Raw genomic sequence first — 20,185 nt, 5'->3', positions numbered from 1 at the left:
TTAAAGAAGCCAGTGGATACAAGGTAAAGCGAGGAAAAGCAGCGGCGTGTTTCGAGATTATTAGTGCCGAGACTGCCTAATATCCGTGATCTCGAAACTCACAGTCTCGCTACTCTAAATCTCGTCCCTGCTCTTCCTCCCCCCCTCAAACATAAAAAAAGCGACAGGCTCGCACCCATCGCTTTTTATCTCGAAACTCACAGTCTCGCTACTCGAAACCTCGTCCCTGCTCTTCCTCGCTCATCAAAACCTACTTCTTGAGCATAAACTTCTCAAGTAGTGCCTTGGCTTCAGCTTGGACTTCGCCCTCACCTTTTAGAGCAATATCTTGCAACAAGTCAATACCACCACTGATGTCATTCATTTCAAGATACGCTTTTGCTAAGTCCAACTGGCCAGCATACTCACCTGAACTATCAACATCAAATTGACGAATATTGGCAAACATATCAGGAAACTCAGTCAAACCCACATCAAGGTTTAATGGTTTTTCATCAGGATCTTCTTGTTGATAATTAGGATCATCAGCCAATAGTTCATCAATACTAATGTATTTCGACGTTGTAGCCGATTTAACATCAGCTTGACCAAAAGACGGTTGCTGAGACCAATCTTCACTAGCAAGTTCCGGCTCAGCCACTGCACGTTGCCACACTGCGGCTTCATCTTCTGCTAATACATCTTCATTATCAGCAATAGCACTGGCTGGTGTTGAGGCTAATAACTGCTCACGCTCATCACTATTAACACCCAACCCACCTTTAGGAGATACTGTTGTTGACAGTGAATCATCAAACAGTAGCGCATCCATATCTAAGCCTGCAGCATCAACTCGCTCTTGTTCAGCCTCTGGTGAGCGGTCAACAGTAGTAATACCAGGCGATGATGGTTGTGGTTTAAGACCTTGTTCAATGGCGTATTGCTCTAACTCATGCTGCTCTTCAAAAGATGCAAATAACGCTTCATCTTCATTAAACTCAGGCAAAGCCGTAACATCAATATTCTCAAACGCATATTCCAAATGACGAGCAGTATCAAATGGCGAGTAATCAGGTTCAACGTTAGCGCTAGCATTATCAACAGCAGCCTGACGTTGTTGTGCTGCTTGTGCCGCTTGTTGTAATTGACGTGCAACATTATCAATTGCAACTTGCTCATCAATTTCTGAACGATCATCAGTTTGCTCTAATGGCAATGCTTGCGGATCATCAAACGCAGAATTTTCATCAAACTCAGGTAAATCATCAAGACTTAATGGCGCATTGTGTACCGCATCAGCTGACGGTAAGTCTGACAATTGATCATCATAATCATCAAATGCTGCTTGCTCATCAAACTCAGGCAAATCATCAAGATTAAACGTTGGTGTATCTTGCTCAGCATCGATTAACTCATCTAATAACGCCGTGCTATTTTCATCGAGTTTAATATCTGACGTTGTCGCTAAGGTATCGCTATCATCAGCAAGTAATTCATCTAATAGCTCAGTACTATTTTCAGCAATCTCTATATCGCTTCCAAACGATTTATCGTCATCATCAGTAACTAAATCATCCAATAGCTCAGTGCTACCTTCAGCAAATAATGATTGCTCATCACTTGCCTCTTTATCTGTCGATGGCGTAGCGATATCTGGTAGATCATGATTAAACTGAGAAAACAATGCATCAAGTTCATCTTGAGAAACGGCTTTAGTACCGACTAATTCCGATTTAGAAACAGCTTCAGACTGCGACTCTTCATTGGTCGATGCTTGTGCTTGTTGCAAGATCTCATCTAATAATGCTTGGTCTGATAATGCTTTTTCGTCATCGTGATCGTGTTCTTCTGTGATAACTGATGTTGTTGTCGCGTCATCATGTTCAGATAAATCAAAATCAGCTTTATCTTCCTCGCTAAGCGATTGCTCCCACAACGCAGCTAATGCTTCATCTGAACTCGGTTCAGGCTTAGCATCAAGCTCATCAAGCGCGCGCTCCATGTCTTTAAGGCCAATAGCATCATCGTTAGTCACTGAAATAGTGCTAAGGTTAGAATCAAATGCCTGATCATCAAAATCTGCTGCAGCTAACGCCAGCGCCGATGACTGCTCACCCTTCGCTAACGATTGATCCTCTTGTTGATCTGCGGGTTGAGGATCAAGCTCTTTATCTAAGTTATTGCTGTGCTGCTTAGGTTCAATATCTGCAAATAAATCGTCATCAGCAAATAAATCATCAAGATCGTCATTATTATCAGTATCAGCTAAATCAATCGGTGGCACTACCGCTGAACTGGTGTCGTTATCGGTTATTGGTGCAGGTAACGATTGTGGTTGAGGCTCATTTTTCTTACGGCGGAACAGTAATAATGCTAATAACGCAGCAATTAAGCCGCCTGGTATAATACCCGCAGCAGCAAGTGCCCATGGATTATTAGTTAAACGCTCTAACCATGTTTTAGGAACTGGCTCTGGCGCTTGTTGTACCTGCTTTTGTTGCTCTAAAAACGACACCATTTGTTGACGAATACTGTCACTTTCCGTGACCTGATCTTTCAATGTCGCCATATCTTGTTGCATCGCAGATAACCGCAACCGCAATGCGTGATTACTTTCAACTAATGCTGCCATTTTTACATGATCAACATTCGCTACTGGCGCTACTGGTTTGGCTGGAATAATGGTTTGATCATCATTCTTAGGCCCATCAACGACCGCAGGCTGTTCAGTTTTGGTCGCCGCCGTTGGGATAACATCTGCCGCGTTGTTAGCATCAGTTTCAGCTTTGGTGTCTACAGTTGGCGTGACAGGCGTAACTGACTCTGGCTTTGGTGACAGTTTTATCACTCGTGGCTTGTTAGCAACTGCAGCTTGCTGCTCTGCTAAGCGTCTTTTTTCTAACTCAGTTGCGTACGGCGCACGTAATTGGTCTGCCGCTAATTTTCGGCTAACGGCACTAATACGTTGCTGCTGAATTTGCTCCATTGTTGGCAGTTTTAAATAGCTGCCTGGTAACAATGAATGAATATTATTATTTTCAAACGCATCTTGATTGAGACTGTAAATAGCACCAATAACTTTAAAGATAGACACATTTTTATTAGGTAAATGACGCGATGCAATGCCCCATAACGTTTCAGTTTCGTACGTTGGACCATAGCTACGCGCCATTAATGACGATGTTGAAAATTGTTTAGCAGGTACAGTTAACTTGCTCGAGTCAGAACCTTGATTCATCGTTGTATACGAGCTGTCTTCATTCGCTGGGCCTACTATACGTATCGTATTAGCATTCACTACCGGTAAGTAGGATGAAATAGTCACAAAGGCTACCGGCAGTACCATACGTTTAAGTATTTTTGGGATGTCAGACACTGTCTACATTCCTCTTTGGCAGAGATAAAGTTGCTCGAACTCGTTGTCATACAACGAATTCGAAATAATAGTTTGTTGATCATAGCGACTGCTATGAGCAAAACTTGAATAACAATATTCAATCATAATGTGGATGACATTATGTCAAGTTATCAGCAAAAGAAAAGCGAGCAACTAACGAAATAAAAAAGCGACCGGCTTTCACCCATCGCTTTGTTATTTTGTTAGCAAGTTCGATCGCACTATTGTGTTAACCAACATTAATAGCGCGATCTAAGCCTTACTTTTAATAAGGTTGATTATAAGTAGTCAGCAATCAACTTTTCTGCAATCTGAACACTGTTAGTTGCCGCGCCCTTACGAACGTTATCAGCCACAATCCACATATTTAGACCACATGGATGACTAATATCTTCACGAATACGTCCAACCATTACATGATCTTTACCAACAGCATCAGTTACTTGGGTTGGGTATTCATTTCCTGGGAAAACTTCAATACCATCAGTATTTTCAAGTAAGTTAATCGCATCTTCTAATACGATTGGCTGATGGGTTTCAACGTGTACTGCTTCGCCATGACCAAAGAATGAAGACACACGCACACAAGTTGGATTCACACGAATACTTGCATCGCCTAAAATCTTCTGTGTTTCCCACACCATTTTCATTTCTTCTTTGGTGTAGCCGTTATCCATAAATTCATCAATATGAGGAATACAGTTGAACGCAATTTGCTTATCGTAGGCTTTGGTTTCAATTGGCAAACCGTTAAGCAACTTCGCAGTTTGTCCTGCTAGTTCATCAATACCTTTACGACCAGAACCTGATACTGACTGGTAAGTCGCCACGTTAATACGATCGATACCATAAGCATCTTGAATCGGCTTTAACGCAACTAACATTTGAATTGTTGAGCAGTTCGGGTTAGCGATAATGTTACGGTTACGGTAATCTGCAATCGCTTCTGGGTTCACTTCTGGAATAACCAACGGTACATCATATTCGTAACGGAATTCAGAGGTGTTATCAATAACCACCACACCTTGCTCAGCGGCAATCGGTGCCCAATGGCGTGATGCTTCAGCACCTGCAGAGAACAAGGCAATTTGCACTTGGCTCCAATCGAAATCTTCTACATTACGAACACGGGTTGATTTACCTTTAAAACGTAACGCTTTACCTGCGCTACGATCACTTGCCAGCAAGTAAAGATTGCGAACAGGAAAATTGCGTGCTTCTAGCACTTCGACCATAGCTTCGCCTACAGCGCCTGTTGCGCCAAGTATTGCGATATCATATTCCTGACTCATTGAGTGACCTCTACTACTGTAAAACCTAATTTAGCCAGCGACTCTACCGCAAACTCGGCCTTCGCCGCTACTGTAATCGCACTATATTCACGTCGATCCCAGTAATTTTTACGCATTAAATCAAAAGCGGTAGCCATTTTGCTGTTATCGTCGCCAGCAGCTAGCATTTCACGACGGAAAATACCGTCATCTTTACGTACATCATAAACTAATTGGATCAAGCTAAATAAGGTTGCTTCATCCCATTTTCGACTTAATTGCACTTGTGGTACAGGTGCAATAGGTAACAAATCACTTGCCTGAGCATGGTGTTCGTTATTTAAAAACTGACAAAAACTGTTAAACACCATTGTGGTGCCACGTGCTTTACCTTCAAGTCCATAACCAGCAACATGCGGTGTCGCAAAGGCTAATAATGGTAACAATTCTAAATCCACCAGCGGTTCTTGTTCAAACACGTCTAACACTGCGGTTAATGCTTTACCACTGCCATCAGTTGCCGCTTGTAAGGCTTGTTTTAATGCTTGATTATCCACTACAGGACCACGAGCAGCATTAATTAAAATCGCATTGGGCTTCATTGCCGCTAAAAATGCTGCATCCACTAAATGATGAGTAGGATGAGCGCCAGTGCGTGTTATCGGGGTATGGGTGGTGATCACATCACATTCCGCCAACAGCGTTGCCAACGAATGAAACTCACGCTCATCACCTTCAGCTTGTTTTAAGGGATCGTTTAATAAATACCGAATACCCAGCGCATCTAAACATTTCGCTAAATAGGTGCCAACATTACCCGCACCAATAATACCCACGGTGCGATCAAAAATAGAAAAATCCTGCTGTTGGCCAAGCACCATCAAACTACTTAATACATATTCTGCCACACCCACTTTGTTACAACCGGGCGCTGCAGTAAAGGTGATCCCTTTAGCGACTAATAAATCCTGATCAACATGATCCTGCCCTGCGGTTGCAGTACCAACAAATTTCAGTTTATCGGCTTTAGCTATTAGATCGGCATTCACTTTGGTTACAGAACGGATCATCAAAGCATCAATGCCGACTAAATCATCAGCAGTTAATGTACGTCCTGGTTTGGCAATAACCTCACCTAATTGGCTAAATAATTCCTGAGCATAAGGCATGTTTTCATCGATAAGGATTTTCATATACGTCCTGTAGAGAGAATAAGTAAAGAAAGGCGCGTGCGTGGTTATTATATAGGAGAGAGGGACTAGGGAAAAGCAGGGGCGAGGAAAGGCAGTAGCGAGTGGCGAGACGATTGGTGCCGGGACAGCTCAATATCCGTCATCTGAAAGTTGAGGTACGAAACTATCCGTGATCTACTCAAAGCGTGCTTGAGCCTTAAAGAAGCCAGTGATTCAATAACTCCACGACGCGCGGTTAGTAGATTCCCTATCTCGTTCGTAACCTCACTGTAGGGAATGACGGGGTTGGGGCTGGATTTGGTACTCGCTTTTATCTCGATACTCGCAGACTCAAAATCTCGTTACTCGAAACAAAGTAAGAACGAGGAAATAATAATTGGCTAGCATATAAACGCTTTTGTAGTAACCATATTATGCTAGTTGTGCGTGATTAACCTCATGTTTATTCATTTTACCAATGAATTTAGTTATACAAATAGAGCTATATCCTGTTTTTCTTGGTCTTTTACGCTTAGTGTGCCTAGCTCACTCTTTACTAAATGGACAATTTATATGCAAAAGACAGCGGTTGCAGTCAATTCAAATAAGACCAAATGGGCCTATCAAGATTTTACCTGGGCACTATCCCTGTTTGGTACAGCTGTTGGGGCTGGCATTCTTTTTTTACCAATAACAGCGGGCGCAGGTGGTTTTTGGCCATTAGTTATTTTAGCTTTAATTGCCTTTCCGATGACGTGGTTTGCGCATAAAAGTTTAGCTCGTTTTGTCTTATCTTCATCAAAAAAAGATGCTGATATCACCGATGCTGTTGCAGAGCACTTTGGAAAAAAAGGAACGAACATAATCACTGTTGCTTATTTCTTTGCTATTTTCCCGATTGTTCTCATTTACGGTGTCGGCATTACTAATACTGTTGATTCATTTATGATCCATCAATTAGGAATGGCATCGATTCCACGCTGGTTACTATCCGGCGTACTGATTGGATTAATGACTGCGAGTGTTGTTTTTGGCAAAGAGCTAATGCTAAAAGTGACGTCGGTTTTGGTTTATCCATTGGTTTTTATTCTATTAGTGCTTTCTATCTACCTAATTCCAGACTGGAATATGTCAATGGTCCACACCCAAACTGATTGGTCATCAATGCCACTTGTGATTTGGTTAGCGATTCCAATTATTGTGTTCTCGTTTAACCACAGTCCAATTATCAGTCAGTTTTCAAAAGAACAACGTCGTGTATACGGTGACGATGCAGTAAAGAAAACCGACATGATCACTGGCGGCGCTGCAATGATGCTGATGGTGTTTGTGATGTTCTTTGTGTTCTCGGTAGTATTATCTATGACGCCAGCACAGTTAAGCATGGCAAAATCAGAAAATATTTCAGTGCTGTCTTACTTAGCTAACATCAAATCTTCACCCATCATTTCATACTTAGGTCCAATCATTGCGCTAGCTGCGATCACCTCAAGCTACTTCGGCCATTTTTTAGGTGCTCATGAAGGCCTAACTGGGTTAATCAAGTCTCGTTCAACCATGCCCATTAAAAAGATCGAAAAGCTATCTCTGGCTTTCATCGTGATTGTTACTTGGATTGTCGCAATTATTAACCCTAGCATTCTAGATATGATTGAAAGTGTTGGTTCTCCAATGATTGCCGCGATTTTGTTCTTATTGCCAGTATTTGCAATGCGGTGTGTGCCTGCGATGGCGAAATATAAAACATCGCCGATTGCACAAGTATTTACTGCTATATGTGGTATTGCTGCAATTACATCTGTTATTTACGGTACGTTTTTTTCTTAGGGGAAATAGGAGCGAGGAACAGCAGTGGCGAGTAGCGGGATTATTAGTGTCGAGACTGCCCAATATTCGTCATTTCGGAAGTTGAGGTACGAAACTATCCGTGATCTATTTAACGCGTGCTTGAGCCTTAAAGAAACCAGTGGATTCAATCACTCTACGACGCGCGGTTAGTAGATTCCCTATCGCCCTCGCGGGCATTCACTGTAGGGAATGACGGGGTTGGGGCTTGAGCTTACAAAGAAGCCAGTAGATTCAATCACTCTACAACACGCGGATAGTAGATTCCCTATCGCCCTCGCGGGCATTCACTGTAGGGAATGACGGGGGATGAGGCATTCACTTTAGAAAACAACAGGGTTTAGATACAAAAAAAGCGATAGGCTCTCACCTATCGCTTTTTATTATGCTGTGAACTCAGACACGAAATCTCGTTACTTGAAACCTCGCCGCTGCTGTTCTTACGCTTCGTATTTCTTAATTACTAGCGTTGCGTTAGTACCACCAAAACCAAAGCTGTTAGACATAACAGTCTTCAATTCAACATCGCGCTTTTCAGTCACGATATCAAGGCCTTTCGCTGCTTCATCTAGATTATCGATGTTGATGCTTGGCGCAACAAAACCGTGCTCTAGCATTAGCGTTGAGTAAATTGCTTCGTGAACACCAGCCGCACCTAGAGAGTGACCAGTCATCGCTTTAGTTGCAGAGATTGCTGGGCAGTTTTCGCTAAATAGTTCTTGAATAGCGCCAAGCTCTTTCACATCACCTACAGGTGTTGAAGTACCGTGAGTGTTGATGTAGTCAACAGGAGCATCAAGATCTTTCATTGCCATCTTCATACAACGAACAGCACCTTCACCTGATGGCGCTACCATGTCGTAGCCGTCAGATGTTGCACCATAACCTACAATTTCACCGTAGATTTTTGCGCCACGTGCAAGAGCGTGCTCAAGTTCTTCAACTACAACCATGCCGCCGCCACCTGAGATAACGAAACCGTCACGATCAGCATCATATGTACGTGATGCTTTTGATGGATCATCGTTGTACTTAGTCGACAACGCGCCCATCGCATCAAACATCATTGTTAGTGACCAATCAAGCTCTTCACCGCCACCAGCAAAGACAACATCTTGCTTGCCTAGTTGAATAAGTTCAACCGCGTGACCGATACAGTGTGCTGATGTTGCACATGCAGAACTCATGGTGTAGTTAACACCGCGAATTTTAAAAGGTGTTGCCAAACATGCAGAAACAGTTGAAGACATAGTACGTGGAACCATGTAAGGACCAACACGCTTCACGCCTTTCTCACGCAGTGTATCTACTGCATGGTACTGGTTGTATGATGATGCACCACCTGAACCTGCAACTAAACCTGTACGCTCATTTGATACTTGGTCTTCTGCTAGGCCAGAGTCAGCAACCGCTTGTTCCATTGATAGGTAAGCGAACGCAGCGGCATCACCCATGAAACGCATTTTCTTACGATCAATGTGCTCAGAAGGTGTGATTTTTAGATCACCCCATACATTTGAACGCAATTTCATTTCTGCAAACTGCTCAGAGTAAGTAATACCTGATTTGCCTGTTTTTAGGGATTCCAGTACTTCAGCAACGTTGTTACCGATACTAGATACAATACCCATGCCTGTAATTACGGCTCGTTTCATGATGAATTCCTACTGATATTAATGGAAATACCTACCCATTTTATAGAACAACCACGGCTCTATTTCAATGGCTAGAATACGTCCCAAACGGCTTTAAAATCTGCGCTCACATCCACTCTTCGTTTGCTATAGCGAACGAAAACACGCGATATTAAAGATGTTTGGGCCGAGATAATTCACTAATTTAACTCTTTTATTAAGAAAAAAACAAAAAAGTTACCGATTATTTAGTACGAGAACTATAACGGCTTTGCTCCTGAAAAGTGGTCAGCTTTCCTGTATTTCAGGTACAATCGAGTCAAAATTGCTATTCAATCGCATTCAAAGCCCATAATTGATGCATTTTCATGCATAAAGTGATGCTAAAATGCTCAGCTGCTAAACAAGAGGTTCATGTTGTCTCGTCCTACTTCTACAACGCCTGCACTACGGATCAAAAATGCCATCCTTGATTGGAACAATACTGGCTGTCCAATATTTAATCAGTTAGCGTCATCAAATGATCATGGGCTTGAACAAATGCGCGATGCCTTTATCCACCAACATGGTTTACCACAACGGTGGCAGGATTTTGACCGCCGTCGATTTGTAGTAGCTGAAACCAGTTTTGGCACTGGGGCTAACTTTTTAGCACTATGGCAAGCATTTAACGCTTTTCGTGAACAGCACCCAGAGGCAACAACGCAAGAACTGCACTATATTAGTTTTGAAAAAACACCACTGACCAAACATGATCTGATTAAAGCCCAGCTTATATGGCCAGAACTAGCTGATCTCGCAGAGCAGCTACAAGCGTATTATCCTCCTGCCGTTGCTGATTGTCATCGAATTGTGCTTGAGAATGGCCGCATCACCCTTGATTTATGGTTTGGCGATATTAACCAATCCATGCCTCAACTATGGGTAGGTAATGAAGGCCTTGTCGATGCATGGTTGCTAGATGATGTAGCACCTCAACCTCAGATTGAGAACTGGAACCAGCCGTTATTTAACAACATGGCTAAGATGGCACGCGCTCAATGCAGTGTTAGCGCTGTGACAGCAACAACGACAAATTTGGTGCGCACAGGCTTAACAGAGGCTGGTTTTCGTCTCAACAATACGTCAGCGTTAAACGATCATCATCATATTACCCTAGCGACAATCACTCCTTCGCTTTCGCATGCTAACTTTAAGCCGTGGTTTGCCCGCAGTTCACAACAAGCATCACTGCCAAGCGATATTGCGATTATCGGTGGTGGTGTTGCATCAGCGACTACCGCATTAGCCTTAATTCGTCGCGGTCAGTCGGTAACCTTATATTGTGCTGATAGCGAGTTAGCCCAAGGCGCATCGGGCAATCGTCAAGGTGCAGTATATCCACTGCTCAATGGTAAACACGATCCGCTATCACGCTTTTTTGCGCCGGGATTTATTTATGCGCGTCAGTTTGTTGAACAAGCCGCTCAGCAATGTCAGTTTGATCATGATTGGTGTGGCGTAACCCAATTAGCATGGGATGAAAACGGTAAAAACCTGACTGATGCTGAAAAACAACTCGCGCTTGCAACCCAAGATAAAAAGCTCGGTCGTCAAACCAAAAAGTTAGACTGCATGTTAAGCGGTGGTTTTCCAGAAGAGTTAGTCCGTGAATTAGACATTGAACAAACCCGCGCGATCACTGGTGTCGAAACTGATTGCCGCAGTGTTAATTACCCGTTAGGTGGTTGGTTATGCCCACAGCAATTAACCCAAGCATTAATTGAATCAATGCAGCAAACAGGCAAATTAACCTTACATCTTAATTGTGATGTCACTGCGCTTGAACAACAAAAGACACCCACCAATGATCCGCAATGGCAATTAACGTTTGCCGATGGCAGCACTACAACTCACACCACAGTTGTGGTTGCCAGTGGTCACCGTTTTAATCAATACCCACAAACCGCCCCCATTCCAACCTCATCAGTACGAGGTCAAGTCAGCCACGTACCAACCAATGAGACCTTGGCACAACTTAACACGGTATTATGTTATGACGGCTATTTAACCCCAGTAAACACCAACACTCATAGCCATTGTATTGGGGCTAGTTACGCCCGTCGTAGTTGTGATTTAACTTATAGTGATGTCGATCAACAACAAAACAAGCAACGCTTATTAGATAGCGTTCCGGCAACGATTTCATGGGTCGATGCCATTAATGTTGACCAGTTTGATCCTCAGCAACGAGCACGTGTTGGAGTCCGTTGTGCCAGCCGTGATCATTTACCGTTTGTGGGTAATGTTTGCCGTTATGATGATTTGATTAAGCAATATCAGGATCTCAAAGATAACCAGCTTTACGCTCAAAATGTGCCGGTATACCAAAACTTATTTACTATTGTTGGCTTAGGCTCACGAGGGTTAAGTTCAGCACCACTATTAGGTGAATTACTGGCCTCACAGATTTGTGGTGATCCACTGCCCCTGCCGCATACAGTGCTTGACGCCCTTCACCCAGGCAGAATGTGGGTACGAAAATTAGTACGCGGTAAAGAGGTGAAGGTTTGAGGTTGCGAGGGTTTTAGAGGCGAGTGCCGAGACAGCCCAATATCCGTCATCTCGGAAGTTGAGGCACGAAACTATCCGTGATCTACTCAAGGCGTGATTGAGCCTTAAAGAAGCCAGTGAATTCAATAATTCTACAACACGCGGATGGTAGATTCCCTATCTCGTTCGTAACCTCACTGTAGGGAATGACGGGGGTTAGGCTTGGCACTCACTGTAGACATTATGGAGTGAGGCTTGCCACTCACTCAGCCCAATATCCGTCATCTCGGAAGTTGAGGCACGAAACTATCCGTGATCTACTCAAGCCGTGATCGAGCCTTAAAGAAGCCAGTGAATTCAATAACTCTACAACGCGCGGACAGTAGATTCCCTATCTCGTTCGTAACCTCACTGTAGGGAATGACGGGGGTTGGGTTTGGCACTCACTCTGCCCAATATCCGTCATCTCGGAAGTTGAGGCACGAAACTATCCGTGATCTACTCAAGGCGTGATCGAGCCTTAAAGAAGCCAGTGAATTCAATAACTCTACAACGCGCAGGCAGTAGATTCCCTATCTCGTTCGTAACCTCACTGTAGGGAATGACGGAGTTGGGGCTTGGCACTCACTCTGCCCAATATCCGTCATCTCGGAAGTTGAGGCACGAAACTATCCGTGATCTACTCAAGGCATGATCGAGCTTAAAAGAAGCCAGTGAATTCAATAACTCTACAACGCGCAGGCAGTAGATTCCCTATCTCGTTCGTAACCTCACTGTAGGGAATGACGGGGTTGGAGCTTGGCACTCACTCTGCCCAATATCCGTCATCTCGGAAGTTGAGGCACGAAACTATCCGTGATCTACTCAAAGCGTGATCGAGCTTAAAAGAAGCCAATGAATTCAATAACTCTACAACGCGCAGGCAGTAGATTCCCTATCTCGTTCGTAACCTCACTGTAGACATTATGGAGTGAGGCTTGGCACTCACTCAGCCCAATATCCGTCATCTCGGAAGTTGAGACACGAAACTATCCGTGATCTACTCAAGGCGTGATCGAGCCTTAAAGAAGCCAGTGAATTCAATAACTCTACAACGCGCGGACAGTAGATTCCCTATCTCGTTCGTAACCTCACTGTAGGGAATGACGGGGGTTAGGCTTGGCACTCACTCAGCCCAATATCCGTCATCTCGGAAGTTGAGGCACGAAACTATCCGTGATCTACTCAAGGCGTGATCGAGCTTAAAAGAAGCCAGTGAATTCAATAACTCTACAACACGCGGAGAGTAGATTCCCTATCTCGTTCGTAACCTCACTGTAGGGAATGACGGGGTTAGGGCTTGAGCCTTAAAGAAGCCAATGAATTCAATAACTCCACAACGCGCGGACAGTAGATTCCCTATCTCGTTCGTAACCTCACTGTAGGGAATGACGGGAGTTGGGTTTGGCACTCACTGTAGGGAATAACGGAGGGTTGGAGCTCCCCTCACCTCCTCATTCACTTGCAGCAATAATCACTGTTGCCTCAGGCTTAACCTTCCTCAGTTCTACTGCTAATGCGGTTTGCGCTTTAAGATCACCATGTACGACTTTGATTACCTTAGGGCCTTGCTCAATATCAGCCACAAAACTAACCAAATCAGATTGCGCAGCATGGGCGGAATAGCCTGATAATTGGTGGATGTGCGCCATAACATCAATCACTTTATTATCAATTTTAATGACCCTATCGCCATCAACTAAAGCGCGTCCGGTTGTGCCTTGCGCTTGATAACCTGCAAAAATTATATCAGTGCGTTTATCGGCTAATAACGCTTTTAAATAATTAACTACTCGACCACCAGAGCACATACCGCTAGCGGCAACAATGATGGCTGGCTCACCAGAATGCTGGAGCCTATTAACTAATTCTATATGCTCAGCATGGCTATCAATGGTAATACACTGCTCAAACGCTAATGGATGCCTGCCCATATAACGCCGCTGTTTCGCTTCTTTAGCCCATAACTCATGAAAATAGCGGTATTGCTCAGTCACCTTTTGTGCCAGTGGCGAGTCTAAAATTACTGGTAAACTTTTCCACACTCGCTTCTTAGTTTCAGTTTCATTAGGATCGATATCAATTTGAGCAATAATATTTTCTAAATCAAATAAAATCTCTTGTGTACGGCCGACACTAAAAGCGGGAATCACAATCGCGCCACCATCTTGTAATGAGCGTTCAATGATCTGTTTTAATAGTTGCTGGCGATGCTCAAGTTGATGATGCGGTTTATCACCATAAGTGCTTTCAATCACTAATGTATGGGCGGTAGTAGGCGCGATGGGATCGGTTAATAACGGGGTATTTTTCGGCCCCAGATCGCCACTAAAAACCACAATCTCATTGGTCGGCAATTTAATTTCAATATAGGCTGAGCCCAAAATATGCCCAGCAGGTCGAAAACGGATCTTAACTAACTCTCCTGTTGGTAACACTATTTGTGCCCAACAATCATAAGGCACCGGACGAATACGCTGATGTATTAATGCTAACGCTTTTTCGCACTGTTTTTTATTAAGCCCTAACTGCAGTTTAAGTCCATCTTCTAGCATTAATGGCACTAAAGCCGCGGTGGCTTCTGTGGCATAAATAGGACCTGCAAAACCTGCAGCAAGCAACCATGGCAAACGTCCGATATGATCTATATGGCTATGAGTCAGTAATAATGCAGCGATATTATTAATATCAAATTCAATATCTAACGTCTCACGGGCTTCTGTTCCCTGAAATAAACCACAATCTATCAATAAGCTATTATCACCAATAACAAGCTCATGACATGATCCCGTTACTCCTGTTTTTGCGCCATGATGAACAATATTCACTGCAATCTCTCCGTTGCTAATAACAATAAGCGACTCATGATGACAGCGCATATCTATTGTTAGAAATGTTATCAGGTAGAACTAGGAGGCATTCGCCCTTACCATGTTAATGTAATGTAACAAATACAGCGTAACTATCATTGGATCACAAAAAGCCACTCTCATATATACAATTAAGCACACATAAAATTAAATGGTCGTTAAACGATAAATCGAGAGAGTAAAATTTATGTATCCGATCATTATTGCTATTCATGGTAGAGGAAATAAACTCCCCACCACAACGTTAAGTCAGCAGTGGCAACAAGCACTTAAGCATGGCTTACAACGCTACAATCAATCTCAGTTACACCCACAAATTGATTTTAAAATGGCTTATTACGCCGATCATTATTATCAACAGCCATTAGTGTTATCAGCCACTCCCACAACTCTAACTCCACAAATCCATGCGATTAAACATTTATCGTTCAGTAACCCACCCCATCACAATAATTTGCTAACCACCAACGCTTCACACTGGACAGCCAACGTCGCTGAATGGATAGAAGATAAGTTAAGTGTGTTCTCTTTTATTTCTAAACCATTTTTAAAATCACTGCTGCCTGATATTCATCACTACTTTCACGATTCCAAGTATCAAAAAGCGGTCGAGCAACCGCTGATAAAACTGCTCAATCAATATCAACATCGGCCGATTATTCTGCTTAGTCACTCAATGGGCACGGTGATTGCCTATAACGTTCTCCATCAACTCAGTCGCCAAACAACACCACCACAAATTAGTACTTGGTTTACCTTTGGCTCGCCGCTTGGACTCACAAGCGTTAAAGGCTTTCTGCCCCAAATTACGCAACAACCCAGCGTGAAAAGGTTAGCCACACCCGATTGCGTTACCGAACAATGGATCAATGTCAGTGATAAGCGCGATATTGTATGTATTGATCATGACTTAAGTGATGATTACCTTGCCAACCGCCATCAAATAAAGCCGCAAGATTGTTATATCACCAATGAATATCCCGGCAATGCTCATAAATCTTATGGTTATCTGTGGAGCCATGTTATTGCGAAATACGGTATTCCCAAGGTGACCTTATGAAGGCATTAATTTTATTAGATCCCGGCCATGGCGGTATTATTAACAATGTTTATCAAACTGCTGGAAAACGTTCGCCATTATGGTCCAACGGCCAGCAATTATTTGAAGGGGAATTTAATCGTGCTATCACTCAAGGTATTAGCCAAGCACTAACCTTATATGGCATTGATAATAAAATTATCGTACCGGAGTTAGAAGATATTAGCTTGCGTTCACGGGTTGATCGGGCTAATTTTTTAGCCCAGCAATATCCGCATCACTGTTGTTTATTAATTTCAATACATGCCAATGCCGGTGGTGGTAAAGGGGTTGAAATTTTTACCAGCCGCGGCCAAACCGAAAGTGATATTGTTGCCGATCACCTTGCTCATGCTTTTACTCAAGTATTTCCTAATAAACCCCTGCGTAGTGATTATCGTGATGGTGACAGCGATAAAGAACGCGGCTTTTATATGCTCAGAAAAACCACCATGGCTGCGGTATTAACTGAAAACTTCTTTATGGATAATGAAATCGAATGCTGCTTGATATTGATGTCGCCTAAAGGCCGCAAAAAAATCATTGATTATCATGTGCAAGGAATTTTGGCGTGGGTGGAGGGAGAATAAGAGCAGAGGTTTCGAGTAGCGAGAAAATAAAGGACGAGGAAAAGCTGAAAACGAGTAGCGAGTAGCGAGGAAGATCGGTATCAAGAAAAAAGCATCATCTATTGTGACGCTTTTTTCTTGATACGTTTTATTATGGCTCTAATTGAGCAAATAATTACGCTTCGTGCACGGTATGAATACCAAACAAGCGTTTAACGACAGCGGTAATACGCCAAATATGATTAATCATCATAAAGTAACCGCCAAACATCGCCAAGAAAGCAATAAACATGGTTGATTCTTTAATACCCACCATTTCAGACCAAATACCAATCGCAGCACAATTTATCGCTAATAAACAAATCACCACTAATGTCATTCGTGACGACAAACCAATACGCTGACAGATATGGTGTAAATGTTCACGATCAGGCTTAAACGGCGACTGACCTTTACGAACACGACGGATCATAATTGTTGCCATATCCATTAATGGGATCGCAATCAACCACAATGCGGTTACCGGTTTAAACGCCACAATATCAGCTTCTTGTGTGCCACGAACCAACAGCCATACCACAGTAAAGCCGATAAACACACTGCCTGCATCGCCCATAAAGACTTTAAAGCGACGTCCAAACGGTAAACCTAGGTTAAGCATAATATACGGCAGCATAGCCGCGACTAATAAACCACAAAATAAGGCTAATTCGTGATTACCATTTAAGTAAAACACATACCCCATAGCGGTAAATGTCACCGAGGCGAGTCCTCCCAGTAAACCATCAATACCATCAACCATATTAAACGCATTGATAGCACCAATAAACGCCACCACAGTGACGACACCACCGATAAAAGGTGATAGCTGCAATGTTTCACTGCCCATTAAGTAACCGAGGTTATCTAATGAATGGCCACCAACACTGATGATCGCCAACGCAATTCCAGCTTGAACCACTAAGCGGATCTTAAAACTAATGTCGAGGTAATCATCAATCACCCCAACTGCTAATAAAATAAAACCACAGCCGAGATATAACAAAAGGGTTAAATCAACAGGTAAAAACAATAACGCGGCAATAGCAAAAGCAAAAAAGACCGAGATACCGCCTACTAGTGGTATCACGCCCTGATGGTGTTTTCGAGCATTGGGCTTATCAACCAAGCCAACTTTTTTTGCGACCTTGCGCATCATAAATAAGCTTATAAATGACAGCACAAATACAACGATATATGAGTATTCCATAATTAAATATGTACCTGTAATCCAAAGAATAGTTCGTTATCAATCACAACCAGAATATTCATCACAATGATATTCTGATAATTAACCTTCAAACGAAACCTACAGCCACAATATTACAAAGCAATTAATTGCTAAAGGAATAAACACCCAAAACAAAACAAACCAGAATATTTAAGATAAATTAATCATAATAAATAATAAACCCACGCAAAAAAAACCAACAATAACATTAATATCAGTCACTTAAGAACACACAGCACAGCAAAAAAACAACAATATATAAAACAGTTAAATAACAGAATATATATTCACAAAACCAATAGCATCACTAAAAGATATCTATTCAATAGATCAATAAAATACTTGTATATATTCGTCAGCAATAACATCAAATACAACCATAAAAAAACAATAAAAAAAGCCACAACCATTCATAATGAATATTAGTTGTGGCTTAATTATTATATATTTGAGTACAAAGCTAATTATTATTTTGCTTTTACAATTGAAAAAATCTAAACATAGCGATTATTTTTTGATTTTAAGCGACTCGGTTGTGTAATCATATTCACCAAGACGATCTTCACGACGCATTTGCTTTGCCAGCTTATCGTACTCATCAAGCTTACTTAACCACGCCTTAAACTTCTTCAATAGTTGCATACTATTTCACTCTTAAATATATAAATATGTTGAACAGTTCCCCCTGTTCTATTTAATAAGTATATGCAGAGCATTAGCTGCAATCCATCAAAAGAATACATTTTAAGTATAACTGTGATGTAAAACATAAACCTAAAAGATATATAACAAAAAGCAAATGGTTTAAATAAGTTATTTTTATATTAAGCGTTTTAACGCTTAGATTATGAGTCAAAAAAGGGACGGGGAAAGAGTTTTGAGAAGCCTCCCGTTATTCCCTACAGCGAGGTTACGAGGGCAATAGGGAATCTACTACCCACGCGTCGTAAAGTTATTGTTTTCAATGGCTTCTTTGTGGCTCAAGCACCAACCTCCGTCATTCCCTACAGTGAATGCCCGCGAGGGCGATAGGGAATCTACTACCCACGCGTCGTAAAGTTATTGAGTTCACTGGCTTCTTTAAAGCTCAAGCACCAACCCCCCGTCATTCCCTACCGTGAATGCCCGCGAGGGCGATAGGGAATCTACTGCCCACACGCCGTAGAATTATTGAGTTCACTGGCTTCTTTGAAGCTCAAGCACCAAACCACTCCGTCATTCCCTACAGTGAATGCCCGCGAGGGCGATAGGGAATCTATTACCCACACGTCGTAGAATTATTGAGTTCACTCAAGCACGCGTTGAGTAGATCACGGATAGCTCGTACCTCACTTCCGAGATGACGAATATTAGGCTAAGTGAGTACCAAACCTCAGACATAAAAAAAGCGATAGACTCTCATCTATCGCTTTTTTCTCGAAACTCGCAAACTAGCCCCTGCTCTTCCTTTAAAACCTATGCACTACTGCCCCATACCAAACACTACCGTTTTAACAGTAAGCAAAATAACCTTAATATCTAACATCAAGCTTTGGTGTTTAATGTAATAAATATCGTACTTATGCTTCCATACCGCATCTTCAACCGACGCACCATAAGCATATTTCACTTGCGCTAATCCTGTTACACCAGGCTTAATTGCATGACGAAAACGGTAATAAGGAATGGTCTTTTCAAGCTCTTCAATAAATACTTCACGTTCAGGACGAGGGCCAATTAACGACATCTCACCTTTAATAATATTAATTAGCTGTGGTAATTCATCAATACGGGTTTTACGAATAAACTTACCGACACGGGTTACGCGAGCATCGTTTTTAGAGGCCCATTGCGCGCCGTCTTTTTCGGCATCATTGCGCATCGAGCGAAACTTAATAACTTCAAACTCTTTATTATATTGCCCAGTTCGGCGTTGTTTAAAAAACACAGGCCCGGGTGATTCCAATTTAATAAACGCAGCAGTGATCAAGCCAACTGGAATCGCAATTAACGCTAATAGAAACACACAAAATAAATCTAATATGCGTTTAACAGCACGGCGAGGCCCACTTGATAACAGCGAAAAAGATTTTTGATGTAAGAAATAATGCGGATGCAACAATTCGGTTTCAGTAAACCCTAAGCGGCGATCAAGATAAGACACAACTGGCTCAACCCAAGCACCAGATTCTGTCGCTGCTACTAAAAATGCATTTTCTTCACAGTCAAATTCAGCTGAACGATAATGACAAATAAGCTTACGTTTAAAATCAGTAATCGAATAATCATTTAAAATAAAATTAATTTGATTACGCTCTAATACCGCTAAAATTGTCTCTACCTGATCAAGAGGACAATAAACATAAATTAACGCTGATGTTTTAGCTATTGTTTGATCGGATAATACAGGCTTAATCGCCTCTTCCTGAGGAGTGACCGTGGTCATATTCATTACATAATCCAATTAGGGTTGATGAAGAGCAAGAGTGAGTGGCGAGTGGCGAAAAGACAGTCATAAATTTCTTACAACTGCCCATATTTAAACAAATA

General features: G+C 42.3%; 12 protein-coding genes. 4 read left to right on the top strand and 8 right to left on the bottom strand.

The features are described from left to right. Window positions 1-250: 250 nt before the first annotated feature. From PAND9192_RS11470 to PAND9192_RS11460, 3 genes are all read right to left on the bottom strand, one after another. Window positions 251-3,355, bottom strand: a complete 3,105-nt coding sequence (locus PAND9192_RS11470) for a FimV/HubP family polar landmark protein (protein WP_087853931.1) — start codon at window positions 3,353-3,355, stop codon at window positions 251-253. Between the two features lie 299 nt (window positions 3,356-3,654). Beyond that, entirely contained in the window at window positions 3,655-4,668 is a 1,014-nt protein-coding gene (locus tag PAND9192_RS11465; RefSeq protein ID WP_087853930.1) for an aspartate-semialdehyde dehydrogenase, read from the bottom strand. Then, window positions 4,665-5,840 carry a 4-phosphoerythronate dehydrogenase gene (locus PAND9192_RS11460; RefSeq protein WP_087853929.1) on the bottom strand — a complete coding sequence of 392 codons (1,176 nt, stop codon included), beginning with the start codon at window positions 5,838-5,840 and terminating at the stop codon, window positions 4,665-4,667. Before PAND9192_RS11460 ends, PAND9192_RS11465 begins: the two co-directional genes overlap by 4 nt. Window positions 5,841-6,392: 552 nt before the next feature. Between PAND9192_RS11460 and PAND9192_RS11455 the strand changes: the two genes are divergently transcribed. After that, a complete protein-coding gene (locus tag PAND9192_RS11455; RefSeq protein ID WP_087853928.1) occupies window positions 6,393-7,646 on the top strand; it encodes an aromatic amino acid transport family protein in 1,254 nt (417 codons plus the stop codon). A 458-nt stretch (window positions 7,647-8,104) separates the two neighbouring features. Here PAND9192_RS11455 and fabB read toward each other — a convergent pair whose 3' ends face one another. Beyond that, window positions 8,105-9,319: a beta-ketoacyl-ACP synthase I gene (fabB, locus tag PAND9192_RS11450; protein WP_060997321.1), complete on the bottom strand. Its 1,215-nt coding sequence runs from the start codon at window positions 9,317-9,319 to the stop codon at window positions 8,105-8,107. A 393-nt stretch (window positions 9,320-9,712) separates the two neighbouring features. Between fabB and mnmC the strand changes: the two genes are divergently transcribed. Beyond that, window positions 9,713-11,851 carry a bifunctional tRNA (5-methylaminomethyl-2-thiouridine)(34)-methyltransferase MnmC2/FAD-dependent 5-carboxymethylaminomethyl-2-thiouridine(34) oxidoreductase MnmC1 gene (gene mnmC, locus PAND9192_RS11445; RefSeq protein ID WP_087853927.1) on the top strand — a complete coding sequence of 713 codons (2,139 nt, stop codon included), beginning with the start codon at window positions 9,713-9,715 and terminating at the stop codon, window positions 11,849-11,851. 1,472 nt (window positions 11,852-13,323) lie between these two features. Here the strand turns inward: mnmC and PAND9192_RS11440 are convergent. Then, window positions 13,324-14,697 (bottom strand): MBL fold metallo-hydrolase, encoded by a 1,374-nt coding sequence (locus PAND9192_RS11440; protein WP_087853926.1) that lies wholly within the window; start codon window positions 14,695-14,697, stop codon window positions 13,324-13,326. Between the two features lie 229 nt (window positions 14,698-14,926). Here PAND9192_RS11440 and PAND9192_RS11435 point away from each other — a divergent pair, with 229 nt between their 5' ends. After that, window positions 14,927-15,799 (top strand): lipase family protein, encoded by an 873-nt coding sequence (locus tag PAND9192_RS11435; RefSeq protein WP_087853925.1) that lies wholly within the window; start codon window positions 14,927-14,929, stop codon window positions 15,797-15,799. After that, a complete protein-coding gene (locus tag PAND9192_RS11430) occupies window positions 15,796-16,407 on the top strand; it encodes an N-acetylmuramoyl-L-alanine amidase (protein ID WP_087853924.1) in 612 nt (203 codons plus the stop codon). Before PAND9192_RS11435 ends, PAND9192_RS11430 begins: the two co-directional genes overlap by 4 nt. Window positions 16,408-16,561: 154 nt before the next feature. Here PAND9192_RS11430 and wecA read toward each other — a convergent pair whose 3' ends face one another. The 3 genes from wecA to PAND9192_RS11420 all read right to left on the bottom strand — a co-directional run bounded on the left by wecA (window position 16,562) and on the right by PAND9192_RS11420 (window position 20,087). Continuing rightward, window positions 16,562-17,635, bottom strand: a complete 1,074-nt coding sequence (gene wecA / locus PAND9192_RS11425) for a UDP-N-acetylglucosamine--undecaprenyl-phosphate N-acetylglucosaminephosphotransferase (RefSeq protein ID WP_087853923.1) — start codon at window positions 17,633-17,635, stop codon at window positions 16,562-16,564. A 528-nt stretch (window positions 17,636-18,163) separates the two neighbouring features. Then, entirely contained in the window at window positions 18,164-18,298 is a 135-nt protein-coding gene (locus tag PAND9192_RS20935) for a hypothetical protein (RefSeq protein ID WP_268808293.1), read from the bottom strand. A gap of 820 nt (window positions 18,299-19,118) precedes the next feature. Then, window positions 19,119-20,087 (bottom strand): exopolysaccharide biosynthesis polyprenyl glycosylphosphotransferase, encoded by a 969-nt coding sequence (locus tag PAND9192_RS11420; RefSeq protein ID WP_087853922.1) that lies wholly within the window; start codon window positions 20,085-20,087, stop codon window positions 19,119-19,121. Window positions 20,088-20,185: the final 98 nt, after the last annotated feature.

This window comes from Photobacterium andalusiense (assembly GCF_900185625.1).
Lineage (GTDB): Bacteria > Pseudomonadota > Gammaproteobacteria > Enterobacterales > Vibrionaceae > Photobacterium > Photobacterium aquimaris.
Note: the sequence above shows the minus strand (reverse complement) of the source record. Positions and strands in the feature narration are given on the sequence as shown.

Coding starts and splice junctions, on each gene's coding strand:
- PAND9192_RS11465 (WP_087853930.1), bottom strand. CDS start 4,668: ATGAGTCAGGAATATGATATCGCAATACTTGGCGCAACAGGCGCTGTA.
- wecA (WP_087853923.1), bottom strand. CDS start 17,635: ATGGAATACTCATATATCGTTGTATTTGTGCTGTCATTTATAAGCTTA.
- PAND9192_RS11435 (WP_087853925.1), top strand. CDS start 14,927: ATGTATCCGATCATTATTGCTATTCATGGTAGAGGAAATAAACTCCCC.
- mnmC (WP_087853927.1), top strand. CDS start 9,713: ATGTTGTCTCGTCCTACTTCTACAACGCCTGCACTACGGATCAAAAAT.
- PAND9192_RS11460 (WP_087853929.1), bottom strand. CDS start 5,840: ATGAAAATCCTTATCGATGAAAACATGCCTTATGCTCAGGAATTATTT.
- PAND9192_RS11430 (WP_087853924.1), top strand. CDS start 15,796: ATGAAGGCATTAATTTTATTAGATCCCGGCCATGGCGGTATTATTAAC.
- PAND9192_RS20935 (WP_268808293.1), bottom strand. CDS start 18,298: ATGCAACTATTGAAGAAGTTTAAGGCGTGGTTAAGTAAGCTTGATGAG.
- PAND9192_RS11420 (WP_087853922.1), bottom strand. CDS start 20,087: ATGAATATGACCACGGTCACTCCTCAGGAAGAGGCGATTAAGCCTGTA.
- PAND9192_RS11455 (WP_087853928.1), top strand. CDS start 6,393: ATGCAAAAGACAGCGGTTGCAGTCAATTCAAATAAGACCAAATGGGCC.
- fabB (WP_060997321.1), bottom strand. CDS start 9,319: ATGAAACGAGCCGTAATTACAGGCATGGGTATTGTATCTAGTATCGGT.